Source organism: Blastococcus sp. SYSU DS1024 (assembly GCF_054050795.1).
In genome coordinates, this window is record NZ_JBJHAA010000009.1 from 94,993 (window position 1) to 110,591 (window position 15,599).

The 15,599-nt window shown below is 74.6% G+C and carries 17 protein-coding genes and 1 tRNA gene; 13 read left to right on the forward strand and 5 right to left on the reverse strand.

The window, feature by feature from the left end; all coding sequences use genetic code 11:
• Positions 1–114 precede the first annotated feature (114 nt).
• From ACI79S_RS10610 to ACI79S_RS10620, 3 genes are all read left to right on the forward strand, one after another.
• On the forward strand, positions 115–1,164 hold the full coding sequence (locus ACI79S_RS10610; RefSeq protein WP_456593393.1) for a type IV toxin-antitoxin system AbiEi family antitoxin domain-containing protein: 1,050 nt from the start codon (positions 115–117) through the stop codon (positions 1,162–1,164).
• A gap of 388 nt (positions 1,165–1,552) precedes the next feature.
• Positions 1,553–3,853 carry a (Fe-S)-binding protein gene (locus ACI79S_RS10615; protein ID WP_456593394.1) on the forward strand — a complete coding sequence of 767 codons (2,301 nt, stop codon included), beginning with the start codon at positions 1,553–1,555 and terminating at the stop codon, positions 3,851–3,853.
• Between the two features lie 137 nt (positions 3,854–3,990).
• Positions 3,991–5,322, forward strand: a complete 1,332-nt coding sequence (locus tag ACI79S_RS10620) for an MFS transporter (RefSeq protein ID WP_456593395.1) — start codon at positions 3,991–3,993, stop codon at positions 5,320–5,322.
• Here ACI79S_RS10620 and dcd read toward each other — a convergent pair.
• Positions 5,319–5,903, reverse strand: a complete 585-nt coding sequence (gene dcd / locus ACI79S_RS10625; protein WP_456590124.1) for a dCTP deaminase — start codon at positions 5,901–5,903, stop codon at positions 5,319–5,321. The genes ACI79S_RS10620 and dcd overlap by 4 nt on opposite strands.
• A 140-nt stretch (positions 5,904–6,043) precedes the next feature.
• Here dcd and ACI79S_RS10630 point away from each other — a divergent pair, with 140 nt between their 5' ends.
• The 4 genes from ACI79S_RS10630 (at position 6,044) to ACI79S_RS10645 (ending at position 9,540) form a co-directional block, all read left to right on the forward strand.
• Positions 6,044–6,622 (forward strand): PAS domain-containing protein, encoded by a 579-nt coding sequence (locus tag ACI79S_RS10630; RefSeq protein WP_456593396.1) that lies wholly within the window; start codon positions 6,044–6,046, stop codon positions 6,620–6,622.
• Position 6,623: 1 nt separating this feature from the next.
• Complete coding sequence (locus tag ACI79S_RS10635) at positions 6,624–7,592, forward strand: methyl-accepting chemotaxis protein (RefSeq protein WP_456593397.1); 969 nt, start codon at positions 6,624–6,626, stop codon at positions 7,590–7,592.
• 52 nt (positions 7,593–7,644) lie between these two features.
• Positions 7,645–7,718 (forward strand) — tRNA-Gly (locus ACI79S_RS10640).
• Positions 7,719–7,914: 196 nt separating this feature from the next.
• Complete coding sequence (locus ACI79S_RS10645) at positions 7,915–9,540, forward strand: GAF domain-containing protein (protein ID WP_456593398.1); 1,626 nt, start codon at positions 7,915–7,917, stop codon at positions 9,538–9,540.
• A gap of 16 nt (positions 9,541–9,556) precedes the next feature.
• On the opposite strand, the gene ACI79S_RS10650 is transcribed toward ACI79S_RS10645, so the two are convergent.
• From ACI79S_RS10650 to ACI79S_RS10665, 4 genes are all read right to left on the reverse strand, one after another.
• On the reverse strand, positions 9,557–10,192 hold the full coding sequence (locus tag ACI79S_RS10650; protein WP_456593399.1) for a response regulator: 636 nt from the start codon (positions 10,190–10,192) through the stop codon (positions 9,557–9,559).
• A 65-nt stretch (positions 10,193–10,257) separates the two neighbouring features.
• A complete protein-coding gene (locus ACI79S_RS10655) occupies positions 10,258–11,286 on the reverse strand; it encodes a type III polyketide synthase (protein ID WP_456593400.1) in 1,029 nt (342 codons plus the stop codon).
• A 73-nt stretch (positions 11,287–11,359) separates the two neighbouring features.
• Positions 11,360–12,067, reverse strand: a complete 708-nt coding sequence (locus tag ACI79S_RS10660) for a methyltransferase domain-containing protein (protein WP_456593401.1) — start codon at positions 12,065–12,067, stop codon at positions 11,360–11,362.
• A 5-nt stretch (positions 12,068–12,072) separates the two neighbouring features.
• Complete coding sequence (locus tag ACI79S_RS10665) at positions 12,073–12,198, reverse strand: hypothetical protein (protein ID WP_456593402.1); 126 nt, start codon at positions 12,196–12,198, stop codon at positions 12,073–12,075.
• Positions 12,199–12,293: 95 nt separating this feature from the next.
• On the opposite strand from ACI79S_RS10665, the gene ACI79S_RS10670 reads away from it, so the two are divergent.
• The 6 genes from ACI79S_RS10670 to ACI79S_RS10695 all read left to right on the forward strand — a co-directional run bounded on the left by ACI79S_RS10670 (position 12,294) and on the right by ACI79S_RS10695 (position 15,509).
• Positions 12,294–13,439, forward strand: a complete 1,146-nt coding sequence (locus tag ACI79S_RS10670) for a ribokinase (RefSeq protein ID WP_456593403.1) — start codon at positions 12,294–12,296, stop codon at positions 13,437–13,439.
• 96 nt (positions 13,440–13,535) lie between these two features.
• On the forward strand, positions 13,536–13,667 hold the full coding sequence (locus ACI79S_RS10675) for a hypothetical protein (RefSeq protein WP_456593404.1): 132 nt from the start codon (positions 13,536–13,538) through the stop codon (positions 13,665–13,667).
• A 152-nt stretch (positions 13,668–13,819) separates the two neighbouring features.
• Entirely contained in the window at positions 13,820–14,446 is a 627-nt protein-coding gene (locus tag ACI79S_RS10680) for a TetR/AcrR family transcriptional regulator (RefSeq protein ID WP_456593405.1), read from the forward strand.
• A 15-nt stretch (positions 14,447–14,461) separates the two neighbouring features.
• The gene (locus ACI79S_RS10685) at positions 14,462–14,887 is read left to right on the forward strand and encodes a hypothetical protein (RefSeq protein ID WP_456593406.1); all 426 of its coding nucleotides are present in this window, start codon (positions 14,462–14,464) and stop codon (positions 14,885–14,887) included.
• 80 nt (positions 14,888–14,967) lie between these two features.
• Positions 14,968–15,138: a hypothetical protein gene (locus ACI79S_RS10690; RefSeq protein ID WP_456593407.1), complete on the forward strand. Its 171-nt coding sequence runs from the start codon at positions 14,968–14,970 to the stop codon at positions 15,136–15,138.
• The gene (locus ACI79S_RS10695; protein ID WP_456593408.1) at positions 15,135–15,509 is read left to right on the forward strand and encodes a LapA family protein; all 375 of its coding nucleotides are present in this window, start codon (positions 15,135–15,137) and stop codon (positions 15,507–15,509) included. Before ACI79S_RS10690 ends, ACI79S_RS10695 begins: the two co-directional genes overlap by 4 nt.
• Positions 15,510–15,599: the final 90 nt, after the last annotated feature.

Genomic DNA, 15,599 nt, shown 5'->3' on the forward strand with positions numbered 1-15,599 from the left:
ACCGCCCTCGCACCCCACCTCGCCGCGCCCCCACCTCGCCGCACATCCGCCGAACACACCGCACACCGCGTGGCCGACCAACGCGCGGCGTGGACGACCGACGGCTGTCCACAGTTGCCAGGCCGGCCGATCCCGGGGCGCCCCGTCGCGGCCCACACTTCTGTCCTGCACCCCCTCCTGCGCGCGGCGGCCGAGCGGCAGCTGGGCCTGTTCACCGCCGCCGACGCGCGCCGGGCCGGCTACGGCCACCCGGAGATCCGGCGCCACCTGGCCTCCGGCGCCTGGGTGCGCCTGCGTCGCGGCGTCTACGCGACCGCCGGGGCGGTGGCGGCCGCGGGCACCGGAGCGCGGCGGCATGCCCTCGACTGCCACGCCGTGCTGCTCGAGCTGGGCCGCTCCACGGCCGTGGTGAGCCACGGGTCGGCCGCGCGCCTGCACGGCCTGACGGTGCGCCGGGGTCTCGATCCGACCGTCCGGCTGACCGATCCGTCACTGTGGCGGCGCGGCCGCGGCTTCCACATGACCCGCGCGCCGCTCGCCGCCCACGAGGTCACGGGGAGGAGCCCGTTCCGGTCGACGGCGGTCGCGCGGACCCTGGTCGACTGCGCACGGGAGTGGGACGTCGACGACAGCGTGGTCGCGATGGACTCCGCCCTCGTGGCCGAGCGTCTCACCACGCACGACCTGCGGACCGCGGCCGCCGCGGTGTCGAGCTGGCCCGGCGGGATCGCCGCCGTGCGCGCCGCGGGCCTGGCGGACGAGCGAGCGGAGTCGCCGCTGGAGACCCGCGGCCGGCTGCGGATGCTCGGCGCAGGGCTGCCGTCACCGGTGCTCCAGGTGGAGATCCGGACCGAGGGGCACCTGGTCGGCGTGGTCGACGTCTGGTTCGACGCGGCGGCCGTCGCGGTCGAGTTCGATGGCCGGGTGAAGTACAGCGACCCGTGGCGCGGACGCACGCCCGCCCAGGTCCTCTGGGATGAGAAACGCCGCGAGGACGTCCTGCGCGCACTCGGCATCCGCGTGGTCCGGGTGGCCGACGAGGACCTCGACCGCGGCTGGCACCGCGTCGAGGGGCGGTTGCGCGACCTGCTCGCCGCCCCGCCGCCCACAGCGCGCCCGTTCCGTGCCGTTCCCCGGGAGCGGGGCCGTCGCCGGGCCGGCTGACCGGTCCACCTCGCCGCGCGTGCGCCGGACACGCCGCACACCGCGTGGACGACGACCACACCGCGAGGACCCCACCACACCCCCCGTGGATGACGGTCAGACCGCGTGGACGACGACCACACCGGCGGCGACATGTGTCGCGGGTCACCCCATGGGCGGGGCGCCCCACGGGAGCCCGGCGATCCGGTGCACGGCGCCCGGGGCTACCCATGAGTAACCCGTGCCGGCGCCAGCTATCGTGCGTCGCAGTGCGGACAGCGCTGCCCGCACGCGCCTCGACGCGGCGGCCCCCGGGCCGGCGCACCGGCGCGCGCACCACACACAGCCCCGTCGCCCGCGTGGCCGGCGGGAGTCGACCGACGCCGCGAGGCGTACGGGAGGGGAAAACATGACGGGCCCGCTGCAGATCGTCCTGGGGACGATCAGCGTCCTGTTCCTGATCGTCGCGTCCGTGATGGCCTACCGGGCCGTCCGGGCGATGGTGCGGATCATCCGCACCGGCCAGCCCGACGGCACCCGCTTCGGCCCGGTCAAGAGCCGGCTGAAGACGCTGGTGGTGGAGTCGATCGGCCACACGCGCATGCTGAAGTGGTCGACCATCGGCGTCGCCCACTGGTTCGTCTTCGTCGGCTTCTACGGCCTGTTCCTGACGCTGGTCGAGGCGTTCGGCGAGGTGTGGAACCCGGCGTTCCACCTGCCGCTCATCGGCGAGTGGGCGATCTGGAGCCTCTTCGTCGACCTGATCGGCGCCGGCACGATCCTCGGGATCATCTACCTGATCATCCGGCGGCAGCTCGACCACCCGCGCCGACAGGGTCGCAAGAGCCGGTTCGCCGGGTCCAACGAGGGCCGGAGCTACTTCGTCGAGGCCGTCGTCCTCATCGTCGGCATCAGCATCCTCAGCATCCGCGCTGCCAAGGTCGCCTCCGGCCTGGACGACGCCCCCACCTGGTCGCACCCGTTCGCGAGCCTGGCGTCGAACCTCTTCCCGGACAACCCCGACGTCGTCTCGATCGTCGCCTTCATCAAGATCGTCGTCTCGCTGACCTGGCTCGTGGTCATCAGCCGCATCCTGAACATGGGGGTGGCGTGGCACCGGTTCAGCGCCTTCTTCAACATCTACTTCAAGCGCGAGGCCGACGGCGCCCCGGCGCTCGGCCCGCTGCCGGCCATGACCTCCGGTGGCAAGCCGATCGACTTCGAGGACCCGGGCGAGGACGACGTCTTCGGTCGCGGCAAGATCGAGGACTTCACCTGGAAGGGGATGCTGGACTTCACCACCTGCACCGAGTGCGGGCGGTGCCAGAGCCAGTGCCCGGCGTGGAACACGGGCAAGCCGCTCAGCCCCAAGATGGTGATCATGGACCTCCGCGACCACCTGTACGCGAAGGCTCCCTACCTCCTGGGCGAGAAGACGGCGTCGGAGTCGGCGCCCGACTACGACCTCCTCAAGCCCAGCGACGAGCAGGTCTGGGCGTCGGGCTACGCCCGGATCGAGGGCACCAACGACGCCCAGGCGCACCGCCCGCTGGTCGGCACCTTCGAGGAGGGCGGGGTCATCGACCCCGACGTCCTGTGGAGCTGCACCAACTGCGGCGCCTGCGTCGAGCAGTGCCCGGTGGACATCGAGCACATCGACCACATCGAGGACATGCGCCGCTACCAGGTGCTGATCGAGTCCAACTTCCCGTCCGAGGCCGGGGTCATGATGACCAACCTCGAGAAGCGCGGGAACCCGTGGGGCATGGGCGGCAACGTCCGCGAGGACTGGATCAAGGAGATGGACTTCGAGGTCCGCGTCGCGGACGGTCCGCTCCCCCACGAGGTCGAGTACCTGTTCTGGGTCGGCTGCGCCGGCGCCGTCGACGACCGCGCCAAGAAGGTCACCAAGGCCGTCGCCGAGCTGCTGCACACCGCGGGGGTCGAGTTCGCCGTGCTCGGCAACGGCGAGACCTGCTCGGGCGACCCGGCCCGCCGCATGGGCAACGAGTTCCTCTTCCAGCAGCTGGCCATGGAGAACGTCGAGACCCTCAACGGTGTCTTCGAGGGCCGGGTGCCCGGCACCCGCAAGATCGTCGCGACCTGCCCGCACTGCTTCAACTCGCTGGGCCGGGAGTACCCGCAGGTCGGCGGCGAGTACGAGGTCGTGCACCACACCCAGCTGCTCGGCAAGCTGGTGGAGGAGGGCCGGCTGACCCCGGTCACCCCGGTCGACCGCAAGGTCACCTACCACGACCCGTGCTTCCTGGGCCGGCACAACAAGGTCTACACGCCCCCGCGGGAGATCCTCGACTCCGTCCAGGGCCTGTCCACGCAGGAGATGCACCGCTGCAAGGACCGCGGCTTCTGCTGCGGCGCCGGCGGTGCGCGCATGTGGATGGAGGAGAAGATCGGCAAGCGGATCAACATGGAGCGCACCGAGGAGGCCCTCGAGCTCGATCCCGACGTCATCTCCACCGCGTGCCCGTTCTGCATCACGATGCTCAGCGACGCGCTGACCAGCAAGAAGCAGAACGGTGAGGCCGGCGAGCACGTCGAGGTGCTCGACGTCAGCCAGATCCTGCTGCGCTCGCTGACGCCGGCCGGCGTCAGCGCCCCGGGCGCGGAGTCCGGCGCCGACGTCGGCACCAAGGCCGACGACCCGGCGGGAACCGGCTCGGCGGCGACGGAGCACGGTCCCACGACCTGACCGCTGCACGGCCCGACGACGACGGCGCGCGTCCCCGCGAGGGGGCGCGCGCCGTCGCCGTTCCGCGCCCCCAGGTTGGTTGCGCCGCGCACCCGCCCGGGAGCGGTGTGGGCCGCGTCATGGAGGACGCTTTCCGGGTGACGCGCACCGCCCCCGCACCCAGCACCACCGGCACCGATCGACGACGGGGTCTCGGGCTGATGGCCGTGGCCATCGTGCTCACGGCGCTCAACCTCCGGACGGCGGTCACCAGCGTCGGCCCGGTGCTGGAGGAGATCGAGCGGGGCCTGGGCATCTCCAGCGGCCTGGCCGGGGTCATCACCACGATGCCGGTGCTCTGCTTCGCGCTCATCGGGTTCACCGGTCCCGCTCTGTCGGCGCGCTACCGCGACTCGCACGTCCTCGCCGGCGCCCTGGTCGCGATGACCGTCGGGCTGGTGCTGCGGAGCCTGGCCGAGGCCTTCCCCGTCTTCCTCGCCGGCACGGCGCTGGCCATGGCCGGCGGGGCGCTGGGCAACGTCATGCTCCCGGGACTCGTCAAGCGCCACTTCCCGGGGCGGACGGGTCCGCTGATCGGCGCCTACAGCACCGCGATGGGCCTGGGCGCGACCCTCGCCGCCGTGTCCGCGCAGCCCGTCGCCGACGTCGCCGAGGGGGAGGGCTGGCGCTGGGCACTCGTCGTCTGGGCGCTGCCGGCGCTCGTCGCGGCGGGGGTGTGGCTGGCCCTGCCGGCCGCGCCCGACGTGTCCCGCGAGGGCCACACCGCCGTCCGGATGCGGGCCCTCGTGCACAGCCCGACGGCGATGGCGATCACCGCGTTCTTCGGCGTCCAGGCGCTGCAGGCCTACGTGGTCATCGGCTGGTCGGCCCAGTACCTGCGCGACTCCGGGCTGAGCGCGGCCACCGCGGGGCTGCTCCTGGGCCTGAACTCCGTCGTCGGGCTGCCGCTGAGCGCCGTCATCCCGTCGCTGACCGTCCGCCCGCGCCTGCAGCGCCCGCTGCTGCTGCTGTTCATCGCCTGCTACGTGACCGGTTGGGTGGGCCTCTGGACGGCGCCGACCGCCGCCCCGTGGCTCTGGATGGTCCTCATCGCCGTCGGCATGGGCACCTTCTCGATGGTGCTCACCCTCATCGGCCTGCGCGCGCGCACGCCCGAGACCGTCTCCGCCCTCTCCACCGTCAGCCAGAGCATCGGCTACGTGATCGCCGGATCCGGCCCGCTGCTCGTGGGCGTGCTCCGCGGGGCGACCGGCAGCTACGACGGGATGTTCGTCATCGTGCTCACCGGCGTCATCGTGCTCGCCGTCGCCGGGTGGATCGCCACCCGGCAGGTCTTCGTCGACGACGAGGTGGAGCGCACCGTCCCCGGCTGGTCACCGGCCGGCGACCGCGCGGAGGTGCTGGAGAGCGCCGGCGTCGAGGTCCCGGCGGCGGCCCGCGTCACCGACGCACCGCCGGCGCGGACCTAGGGACGCCTGGTCTCGGCGCGGGTGAAGTTGCGGAACGAGCGCGACGGGGTGGGCCCCCGCTGGTCCTGGTACCGGGAGCCGTAGACCGCCGAACCGTAGGGGTGCTCGGCTGCGCTGGTCAGCCGGAAGAGGCACAGCTGGCCGATCTTCATGCCCGGCCACAGCGTGATCGGCAGGTTCGCGACGTTCGACAGCTCCAGGGTGATGTGCCCGGAGAACCCGGGGTCGACGAAGCCCGCGGTCGAGTGGGTGAGCAGCCCGAGCCGGCCCAGCGAGGACTTGCCCTCGAGCCGCGCGGCGAGGTCGTCGGGGATGCGGACCACCTCCAGCGTGGAGCCCAGCACGAACTCACCCGGGTGGAGCACGAACGGCTCGTCGCCCTCGGGCTCCACCAGCGACGTGAGGTCGTCCTGCTGCTCCGCCGGGTCGATGTGGGTGTAGCGGGCGTTGTTGAACACCCGGAAGTACCGGTCCAGCCGGACGTCGATGCTGGACGGCTGCACCAGCCCCGGGTCGTAGGGCTCGATGCCGAGGCGTCCCCCGGCGATCGCGGCCGTGATGTCGCGGTCGCTCAGCAGCATGGCGCGGAGTCTAGGGAACCGCGTCCGTGCGCCGTGCGGGCGAACGTCGCCACCGGTCCGCGCGCGAAGGCGCCGTGCCGATCGGCGTCCCACCTGCCGATGTACGGGACGCAATCGAACGACACCCGAGGGGGACCTGCGTGCTCGACACCCGGCCGGCCACCGCCGCACCTCGCGGCGCGCGTGAGGCCGTACGCCCCACCGGCCGCGAACGGAGCTTCTCCGCCGACGAGCTGATCGTCTCCAAGACCGACCTGCGCGGCGTGATCACCTACGCCAACGACGTCTTCCTGCGGGTGAGCGACTACTCGCTCGACGACGTGCTGGGCCAGCCGCACAACCTCATCCGGCACCCGGAGATGCCGCGGGCGGTGTTCAAGCTGCTGTGGGACGCCCTCGGCGCCCGCCGGGAGGTGTTCGCCTACATCAACAACCTCGCCGCCGACGGCGGCCACTACTGGGTGCTGGCGCACGTCACGCCCTCCTACGACGCGAGCGGCACCGTCGTCGGCTACCACTCCAACCGCCGCCGGCCCTCCCGGGGCGCCGTCCAGCGGGTGCTGCCCCTCTACCAGCGGCTGCTGGCCGAGGAGCGCCGGCACCCGAACGCGCGCAGCGCGGTGGCGGCGTCCTCCCGGCTCCTCGACGAGGTGCTCGCCGAGCAGGGGCAGGACTACGAGGCGTTCGTCTGGTCGATCATCAACCGCGAGGAGAGCTGACATGGGCGTGCGCACCGCGCGCGGCGAGCACGGTCGGCGGTCGGACGTCGCCGAGCTGGCGCTCTACCGCGACTTCGTCCGGCAGCTGACGACGGCGTGCGAGGCGGCCTCCCGCGGCGACCTCGAGGCCCGCAGCCGCATCGCCCCCGCCGCGGAGGCGGTGCCCGAGCTGGCCTCCCTCCACCACGCGCTCAACCGGGTGCTCGACGTCTCCGACGCCTTCGTCCGCGAGTCGTCGGCCGCGCTGAGCTCGGCCGCCGAGGGCCGGTTCCACCGGCGCCTGCTCACGACCGGCCTGCTCGGCTCCTTCCGCCGCACCGCCAGCGACATCAACGACGCCCGCACCGCCATGCAGGCGACCGCCGGGCGCGTCACCGACGCCCAGGCCAGCCGGCTGCGGCTGGCCGACGACTTCGAGTCGGTGGTGCTCTCGATGTCCGAGCAGGTGGCGACGGCCGCCACCGAGCTGAGCGCGTCGGCGTCCGGGCTCACCGCAGCCGCGGCCGCCGCGAGCTCCGAGGTGAGCACCGCGCAGGACACCATCGGCTCGCTCACCCGGTCGTCGGCCGAGATCAAGGAGATCATCGCGCTGATCGACTCGGTGGCCGCCCAGACCCGGCTGCTCGCGCTCAACGCCACGATCGAGGCCGCCCGCGCGGGCGAGGCCGGCAAGGGGTTCGCCGTCGTCGCCTCGGAGGTCAAGGACCTCGCCGACCAGACCGGCCGCGCGACCGAGCGGGTCACCGCGCAGGTGGAGCAGATTCGCCAGGCGTCGGAGGGCGTCGCCGCCGGCATGAGCAGCGTGAGCTCGACCGTCGACGAGATGAACGGGCTGGTCAGCGGCATCGCCGCCGCGGTGGACGGCTCGGCGTCGCTGAACACCGGGCACGAGGACGTCACCGGGCTGTCGCAGATGGCGGAGAAGCTGCGGTCGGAGGCGACCGGCTTCCTCGCGGAGATGCGCCGCTGACCGGAGGCCGCTGTCGCGGCGGCGAGGCGACCAGGTACGCTGGTCGCCGTTCGCGGGTGTAGTTCAATGGTAGAACATCAGCTTCCCAAGCTGACAGTGCGAGTTCGATTCTCGTCACCCGCTCCACGAGCTCCCGAGGCCCCGGTCGCAGCGACCGGGGCCTCGTCGCGTTCCGGCCACGCCGGGGAACGCGGAACGGAACCGGGCCTTTCGTCCCTGGGGGACGACGGAACCGTGCCCCACGATGGGCGAAGCGCTTCCCCTGCCCCCGTCGGCGCTCCTACGGTCAGGCCGTGCCCCCGCCCGACCCCTGGTGCGCTCGATGAGCGACGACGCCGCGGCCCTCACCGCCGCGGTGCTGGCGGCGGCCTCCGGTGGCCGGCTCGAGGCCACGCTGCACGAGATCGTCGCGGTCGCGGTCCGGCACGTCGACGCCCGCTACGGCGCGCTGGGCGTGCTCACCCCCGACGGGCGCGGGCTGGACCGGTTCGTCACGGTCGGCATGGACGCCGAGGCACACGAGCGGATCGGCCGCACACCCGCGGGCGACGGCATCCTGGGCCTGCTCGTAGCGGACCCGACCCCGCTGCGGCTGGCCGACCTCCGCACCCACCCGGCCTCGGTCGGCGTCCCCCCGGGGCACCCCCCGATGCGGTCGTTCCTGGGCGTGCCGGTCCGCTCCCGCGACTCCGCCTTCGGCCACCTGTACCTCACCGAGAAGCGCGGCGGGGGCGCGTTCACCCCGGCCGACCTGGAGCTCTCCCAGGGCATGGCGGCGGTGGCCGGGCTGGCCATCGAGAACGCCCGGCTGCTGGAGCAGGCCGAGCAGCGCCGGGCCTGGTCGCAGGCCGGCACCGACATCGCGACCGCACTGCTGTCGGGGCGCCCGGCCGACGAGGTGCTCCGCACCGCGGCCACCCGCATCGCCGCGCTCTCCGGCGCCGACTCCGTCGGCATCCTGGCACCGGTGCCCGGTGACGAGGGCACCGTGGTCGTGACCGCCGCCGCCGGCCCGGAGGCCGCCGAGACCGAGGGCGTGCGCATCCCCCTCGCCGGCACCCGGCTGGGCGACGCCCACCGCGCGGGCACGCCCCTGCTGGTGGACGACGTCGCCACACCGGCGCCCGGCACGACGCGCCCCCCGGTCGTCGGTGAGCTCGCCGGCCGGTACGGGCCGGCGCTCCTCCTCCCGCTGGGCGGCCCGTCGCCGCCGACCACCCTGGTCGCCATGCGGCTGCGGGAGCGGGCGCCCTTCGACCCGGCGGTGCTGGAGCCGGCCTCGGCGTTCGTCGCCCACGCGGCGGTGGCGATGCGGCTGGTCCGCAGCCAGCAGCGCGAGCAGCGGCTGCAGGTGCAGGCCGACCGGGACCGCATCGCCCGGGACCTGCACGACCACGTGGTGCAGCGGATCTTCGCGACCGCCCTGGCGCTGGACCGGCTCGGCCGCTCGCTGGAGGGGTCCGCGCCGCTGGTCGCCAGCCGGATCGCGCGGCACGTGGACGAGCTGGACGGCACCATCGCCCGGATCCGGGCGTCGATCTTCGAGCTGCACGGGGCGGAGGACTCCTCGTCCGCGGCGCTGCGACGACGGCTGGCCGACGTGGTGCGGTCGGTGACCGACGGGCACGGGCTGCGCCCGGACCTGCGGGTGCGCAGCGAGATCGAGGACCTGCCTCCCGGCCTGGCCGGGGACGTGGTCGCCGTCGTCCGAGAGCTCGTCACCAACGTGGTCCGCCACGCCCGGGCCACCCGCATGACGGTGACCGTGGCCCTGGCCGACGAGGTGCGCGTCGTGGTCACCGACGACGGGCACGGGCTGCCGGAGGTCACCGTGCGCAGCGGGCTGGCCAACCTGGCCGACCGCGCGGAGCGCCGGGGTGGCCGGCTGACGACCGCCACCGGGACCTCGGGGACGGAGATCCGCTGGGTCGTGCCGCTCCCCGGCTGACCGCACCGGCGCGAGCTCAGCTCCGGCGGTCGCGCAGCTCGGTGGCCAGGATGGCGGCCTGGGTGCGGCGCTCGAGGCCCAGCTTGGCCAGCACGTGGCTCGTGTAGTTCTTGACCGTCTTCTCGGCCAGCCCCATGCGCTCGCCGATCTGGCGGTTGGTGAGCCCCTCGCCGATCAGCCCCAGGACGGCGCGCTCCTGGTCGGTCAGCGTCGCGAGCCGGTCGCTGCCGGACGGCGCCCGTGGCGGCGGCCCGCCTTCGGTCAGGACACGGCCGGCGGCCACGGTGCGCACCGCCGACACCAGCGCCGAGCCGCGCACCTGCTTGAGCAGGAACCCGGCCGCGCCGGCGCGCACCGCCTCGTCGCGCGCCGCCCGGTCGGCGTAGCTGGTGAGCACCAGGCACCGCAGGGCGGGCAGCCGCGCGCGCAGCTCCCGGCAGAGCGTGGCGCCGTCCCCGTCGGGCAGCCGCATGTCGAGCACGGCGACGTCGGGACGGACGGCGGGAGCCCGGGCCAGCGCGTCGGCGCGCGAGCCTGCCTCCCCGACGACGGTGATGACGGGGTCGTCCTCGAGGACCTCCGCCACGCCGCGACGGACCACCTCGTGGTCGTCCACGAGGAAGACCCGAACGCTCGGCGTGGACGCTCCCACGGCCGCCTCCCTCCCACGGTCCCGGGGAGGGCAGCGTAGGGCCGGCGCGACTCCGCGGCCAGGGGTCACACCGGCAGGAGCAGCGCCGCGTAGAGGGTCAGCCCCGGCCCGAACGCCATGGCCACGACCGGCCCGTCGACGTCGGCCAGCTCCTGCAGCACCAGCAGGACGGTGGCCGAGGAGCAGTTGCCGTGCTCGGCGAGCACCCGACGCGAGGCCGCGACCTGCTCCTCGCGGAGGCCGAGCTCGTCGCGGACGACGTCGATGATGCGCGGGCCCCCGGGGTGCACGGCCCAGCCCGCGACGTCCTCGGAGCGCAGACCCGCTCCGGCGAGCAGCTCGTCGACGACGTCACCCACGTGCCGCGCCAGCACGTCGGGCACCCGCGGCGACAACCCCATGCGGAAGCCGAGGTCGGTGACGTCCCAGGTCATGTGGTCGGCGGTCGAGGCGTCCGTCCGCGCGACGATCCCGGCCAGCCGGCGCCCGCGCCCGGCGCCGGGTTCGACGACCACGGCCGCCGCGGCATCGGAGAACAACGCGTGCGCGACGACCTGCTCGAGGTCGGCCTGGGCCGGCTGGACGTGCAGGCTGGTCAGCTCGCAGCACAGCAGCACCGCCGGACGCGACCGCGCGGTGACGAAGTCGCCGACGGCCGCGAGGCCCGGGATCGCCGCGTAGCAGCCCATGTGCCCGACCAGCAGCCGCTGCAGCCCGGCCGGCATGCCGAGGTCGCTGGCCAGGCGGATGTCCAGCCCCGGCGTGGCGTAGCCGGTGCAGGTGGCGACGGCGAACAGCCCGACCTCACCGGGCGCCAGCCCGGCGGAGTCCAGCGCCCCGGCGACGGCCTGCTTGCCCAGCGGGAGGGCTTCCTGGACGTACCGCGCCATCCGTGCCCCGGTGCTCCAGCCGCTGAGGTCCTCGTCCACGGGATTGGCCACCGCGTGCCGGCGGCGGACGCCGGCCCCGAGGAAGATCCGGCGGGCGGCGCGCACCCCCTCGTAGTGGACGCCGAAGAACCCGTCCCAGGCGGCCTCCTGGTCCAGGGTGGTGGGCAGCGCGCTGCCCGCCCCGGTGAGGACGGCGGCGGTCACGATCGCGGCCCCACTGCTGACCTGCTCGGGATCATGGTTTCGACGGTACGTGCGCCGCCGTCACGTCGCCCGCTCACCGCTTCCGGCCGTACCCGGCGAAGACGACGGCCGTGGAGCGGATCGGCTTCATGCGCACCGAGCCCCGGCGCCCCAGCCGCCAGGCGACCGCGTCTCGCAGCGACGGCCGCAGGCCGACCAGGCGCAGCTCGAGCCCCAGCCGGTCGGCCGCGGCGAGCAGCCGCGCGCGATCGACGAAGAGCGCCGGGTCGTGGATGCCGGGCGGCGGGCCACCGGGGAGGCGCTCGGCCACGGTGACCATGAGGAACCGGCCGATCCGCGTGGCGGCGAGCGCGTCGACGACCAGGACGCCCCCGGGCCGCAGCAGGCGGGCGCACTCGGCCAGCACCGCGACGTCGTCCTCGACGTGCTCGAGGATCTCACCGGCGACGACGACGTCCGCGCAGCCGTCGGCGAGGGGGACGGCGAGCACCGAGCCGCGCACCGGCAGCACCCCGTGGGCCCGCGCGGTCCGCAGCCCTTCCCAGCCGAGGTCCACGCCCACGTGCCGGTAGCCGAGCCGGGCGGCGTGCGGGGCCATCAGCCCTCCACCGCAGGCGAGGTCGACCAGCTTCGCCCCCGGGCCGCTCGCCGGTGGGATGTGCTCGGCCCGGGAGGCAGCCAGCCAGTGCAGGGCGGCGAAGCCCCCGGAGGGCTGCCACCACTGGTCGGCGAGCTCGTCGTACTGGGCGGGGTCGTTGCGGGGCAGCGCGGTGGTTCGCACGTGGCCTAGCCCTTCTCGAGGGGGTCGTGTCCCCGGTTCACCAGCGGGCACCGTCGCGTCAGCGCCGGGGCCAGGCGCTGCTGCATGTGGCCGCAACCCTTCCGCACGTGGGCGAGGTCGTCGGTCGCCATGGTTCCTCCGCTCGTCGTCGTCCTCCCGGGTACCGTCGCGCCGGCCACGGGAAACGGCCTGTCCGGTCCCCTCGCCCAGCTCCCGGAGGTCCTGCGTGTCCGTCACCGTCGTCGGCAGCCTGAACGAGGACGTGCTGGTGTCCGTCGACCGGCTGCCGGGCCGCGGCGAGACGGTCGTGGCCCGGGCCGCCGCGCTCGCCCCGGGCGGGAAGGGCGCCAACCAGGCGGCGGCGGCCGGCATCCTCGGCGGCGGCGTGCACATGGTGGGACGGGTGGGCGACGACCCGGCCGGCGACCGCCAGCTGGCCGCGCTCGCCTCCTGCCGGGTCAACGTGAGCCGGGTGCTGCGCACGACCGGCGCACCCACCGGGACCGCGACCATCCCGGTGGAGCAGGGCAGCGGCGAGAACCTGATCGTGGTGGTCCCCGGCGCCAACGCCGAGCTGACCCCCGCCGACGTCGACGTGCCGTCGGTGCGGTCGGCCCGCGTGGTGCTCCTGCAGCTGGAGGTGCCGCTGCCGGCGGTCGAGGCGGCCGCCCGGACGGCGACCGGGACCGTCGTCCTCACCCCTGCTCCCCCGGTGCCCCTACCGGCCACCCTGCTGGAGCGGGTGGACGTGCTCGTCCCCAACGAGCACGAGCTGGTGCAGCTGGCCGGCGCCGAGCCCGGGAACCGCTCGCCCGCCGAGCTCGCGCAGCTGGCCCGCCGGGTGACGGCGGGCGCCGTGGTGGTCACCCTGGGCGCGCGTGGCGCGCTGGTCGTGCCCGCGGAGGGGCCGGCGCTGCTGCAGGCCCCGCCCCCGGTGACCCCGGTCGACACGACCGGCGCCGGCGACTGCTTCTGCGGCGCCCTGGGGCAGGCGCTGGCCGACGGCGCCGGCCTTCCCGACGCCGTCCGGCACGCCGTCGCGGCGGCGGCGTCCTCCACCACCGGCCCCGGCGCGCGCGGCGCCCTCCCCGACGACGACGCCGTGCGTGAGCTGCTGCCCCGGGTGCCCCCGGCCACCCCGATCGGCGAGCCCGCGGTTTCCCGGCCGGTGGACCGGGCACACCGCTCCCCGACCCGAACCGAGGAGGACGCCGCGATGAGCGAATCCCAGCGCACGCCGCGCAGCGCCGAGCGCGCCGAGGGCGACCCGGCCGGCGAGCAGGCAGGCAGCGGCCGGACGCCGCACCCCGAGGAGCCGGCCGAGGGCCGGACCGACGCCGCGGGCGGGGGCGCCGACACCCCCGACACCTGACCGGCGCCCCGGCCGGCCGTCGGGGGTGAGCGACGTCTCACCCCGGCGGGCCGCGCGCCGGTTTCCCGCAGCGAGGGCGCGGGCACGCAACGACGCATGGAGGACACCTCGATGCACCCCCGGACCACCGACGAGTCGCCCGACCGTTCGCGGACCGACTCTGCCGAGTCCTCGGCGCGGGCCGTCGCCCGGCTGCTGGCCAACCCGCGTCGCACCCGCCGGAACTGAGCCCCGCGCTCACCCTCCGTGACCTCACGGCGTCACATCGGCCCCACCACTCCCCGGGGCCACGGAAAACCCGGGCGCCCCTCGTCACCCAGAGCGATCAGGGTCGGCGTGCCGCGAACTGCTCCGTCACGTCCTGGTGCACCATCGCTGGCGTGACCGCCGCCATGCCCCTGTCCGCCGCCGACGACGCCACGGCCCCGGTTCGCCGCAGCCGCGCCGAGCGGCAGGCGATCGTGCTGGACACCGCCGAGCGGTTGTTCGCCGGGCGCAGCTCCCGCAGCGTGGGCATGGACGAGCTGGTCCGGGAGACCGGCCTGGGCAAGATGACGGTCTACCGGCTGTTCAAGAGCAAGGACGACCTCGTCGGCGCCTACCTCAGCCGGAAGGCGGCCACCGTGCTGGCCTTCATCGACGCCGAGCTGGAGCGACTCGAGGGCGATCCCCGCGCGGCGCTGCTCTCGGTCGTCGACGCCGTCGAGCGCGACGTCACCCGCACCGGCTTCCGCGGCTGCCCGTTCACCAACGTCAGCAGCGAGTACGACGACCCGCAGCACCCCGCCCGCAGCGCGGCGGCCGACTACAAGTTCGAGCTGCACGCCCGCCTGGAGCGGCTGGCCGACGAGATCGTGCCGGGCGACGGCGAGGACCTCGCCGCGCAGATCCACCTGATCATCGACGGCATGTACCTCTCCGGCGGCCTGCTGGGCCCCGACGGCCCCGCCGCCCACGGCCGGCAGCTGGCCGAGCGGCTGATCGAGATCGCGGTCGCCCGCGCCTGACCGCAGGATGGCCGGGTGAGCAACGACCGCACCCGGCCCGACCTCGACGACGCGACGGTGGAGGCGCTCGGCAAGTTGTCCGAGGCCCTGGAGACCGTCGACCAGGCACGCGGCTTCCTGTACGCCTTCCACCAGCTGACCGGCAAGGCCGACCGGTTGCTCCAGGAGTCCGTCGAGCTGTTCGGCCGGGCCGGCGCGACCAGCCTCGCCGAGGACCTCGACCGCGACCTCGTCGGCCGCAACGTCATCGCCGACCGGTGGACCTTCCAGATCGTCGAGGACTTCGACGAGAACTACTGGGGCACCTTCCGGGCGTTCGACGCACGCGCCCGGGAGGAGCTCGCCGGGGGCGACCGGCACGTGTTCGAGGCCCGGATGAAGCAGCGCGAGCGCACCGCCGGCCACCCCGCCCACGAGGCGGGCCCCGCACTGGCGGACTGAACGAGCACTCGTCCTCCGCACGCTCGGGCGGGGCCGTGGCGAGTGGTTTCCACACGCCCGCTCAGGGGCAGAACCGGCCCATGACCATGCCGGATGCGAACAACGCGGGTGCCGACCGCGAGGCCCAGCCGCTCGGCGCGGAGAAGGCGCCCGGCGAGGACCGAGACTCCCTGGGTGCGACCGAAGGGCCGGCCGACGGCATCGCCGGACCGGCCTACCCGCCCGCCGACACCGAACCGGACGCCCGGTGACCGGCGCCGGACGGGAGCCGGCCGGGGCGCCGCGCGACCCGCTCAGCGTCGGCCTCGGCTCGCCCGCGGCCGACAACTCCTCCGCCGGTCCGGCCGGTCCGGCCGAGCCGGCCGGTCCTGCCCCGGCACCGGCCCGCGAGAAGCACACCGGGCGCACCATCGGCCGATCGCTCGCGCTCGCGCTGCTGATCTTCGTCACCGTGGTGCTGGTGCTGTTCGTCGTCTTCAACGGCCAGACGGTGCAGATCAGCCTCGTCTTCACCGACGTCCAGGGCCCCCTGGTGGTGGCCCTGCTGATCGCGGCGGCGCTCGGCGGCCTGCTGGTGTGGCTGGCCGGCGCGGTGCTCCGCGCCCGGCGCCGCAAGCGCTGACCCTTCCGGGTCAGACGCGGCGCCCGGAGCGTGTCCGGGCACCCGGTGCTTGCCGTTGCTACTCGCGAGTAATAGCATTTGTTACTCGCG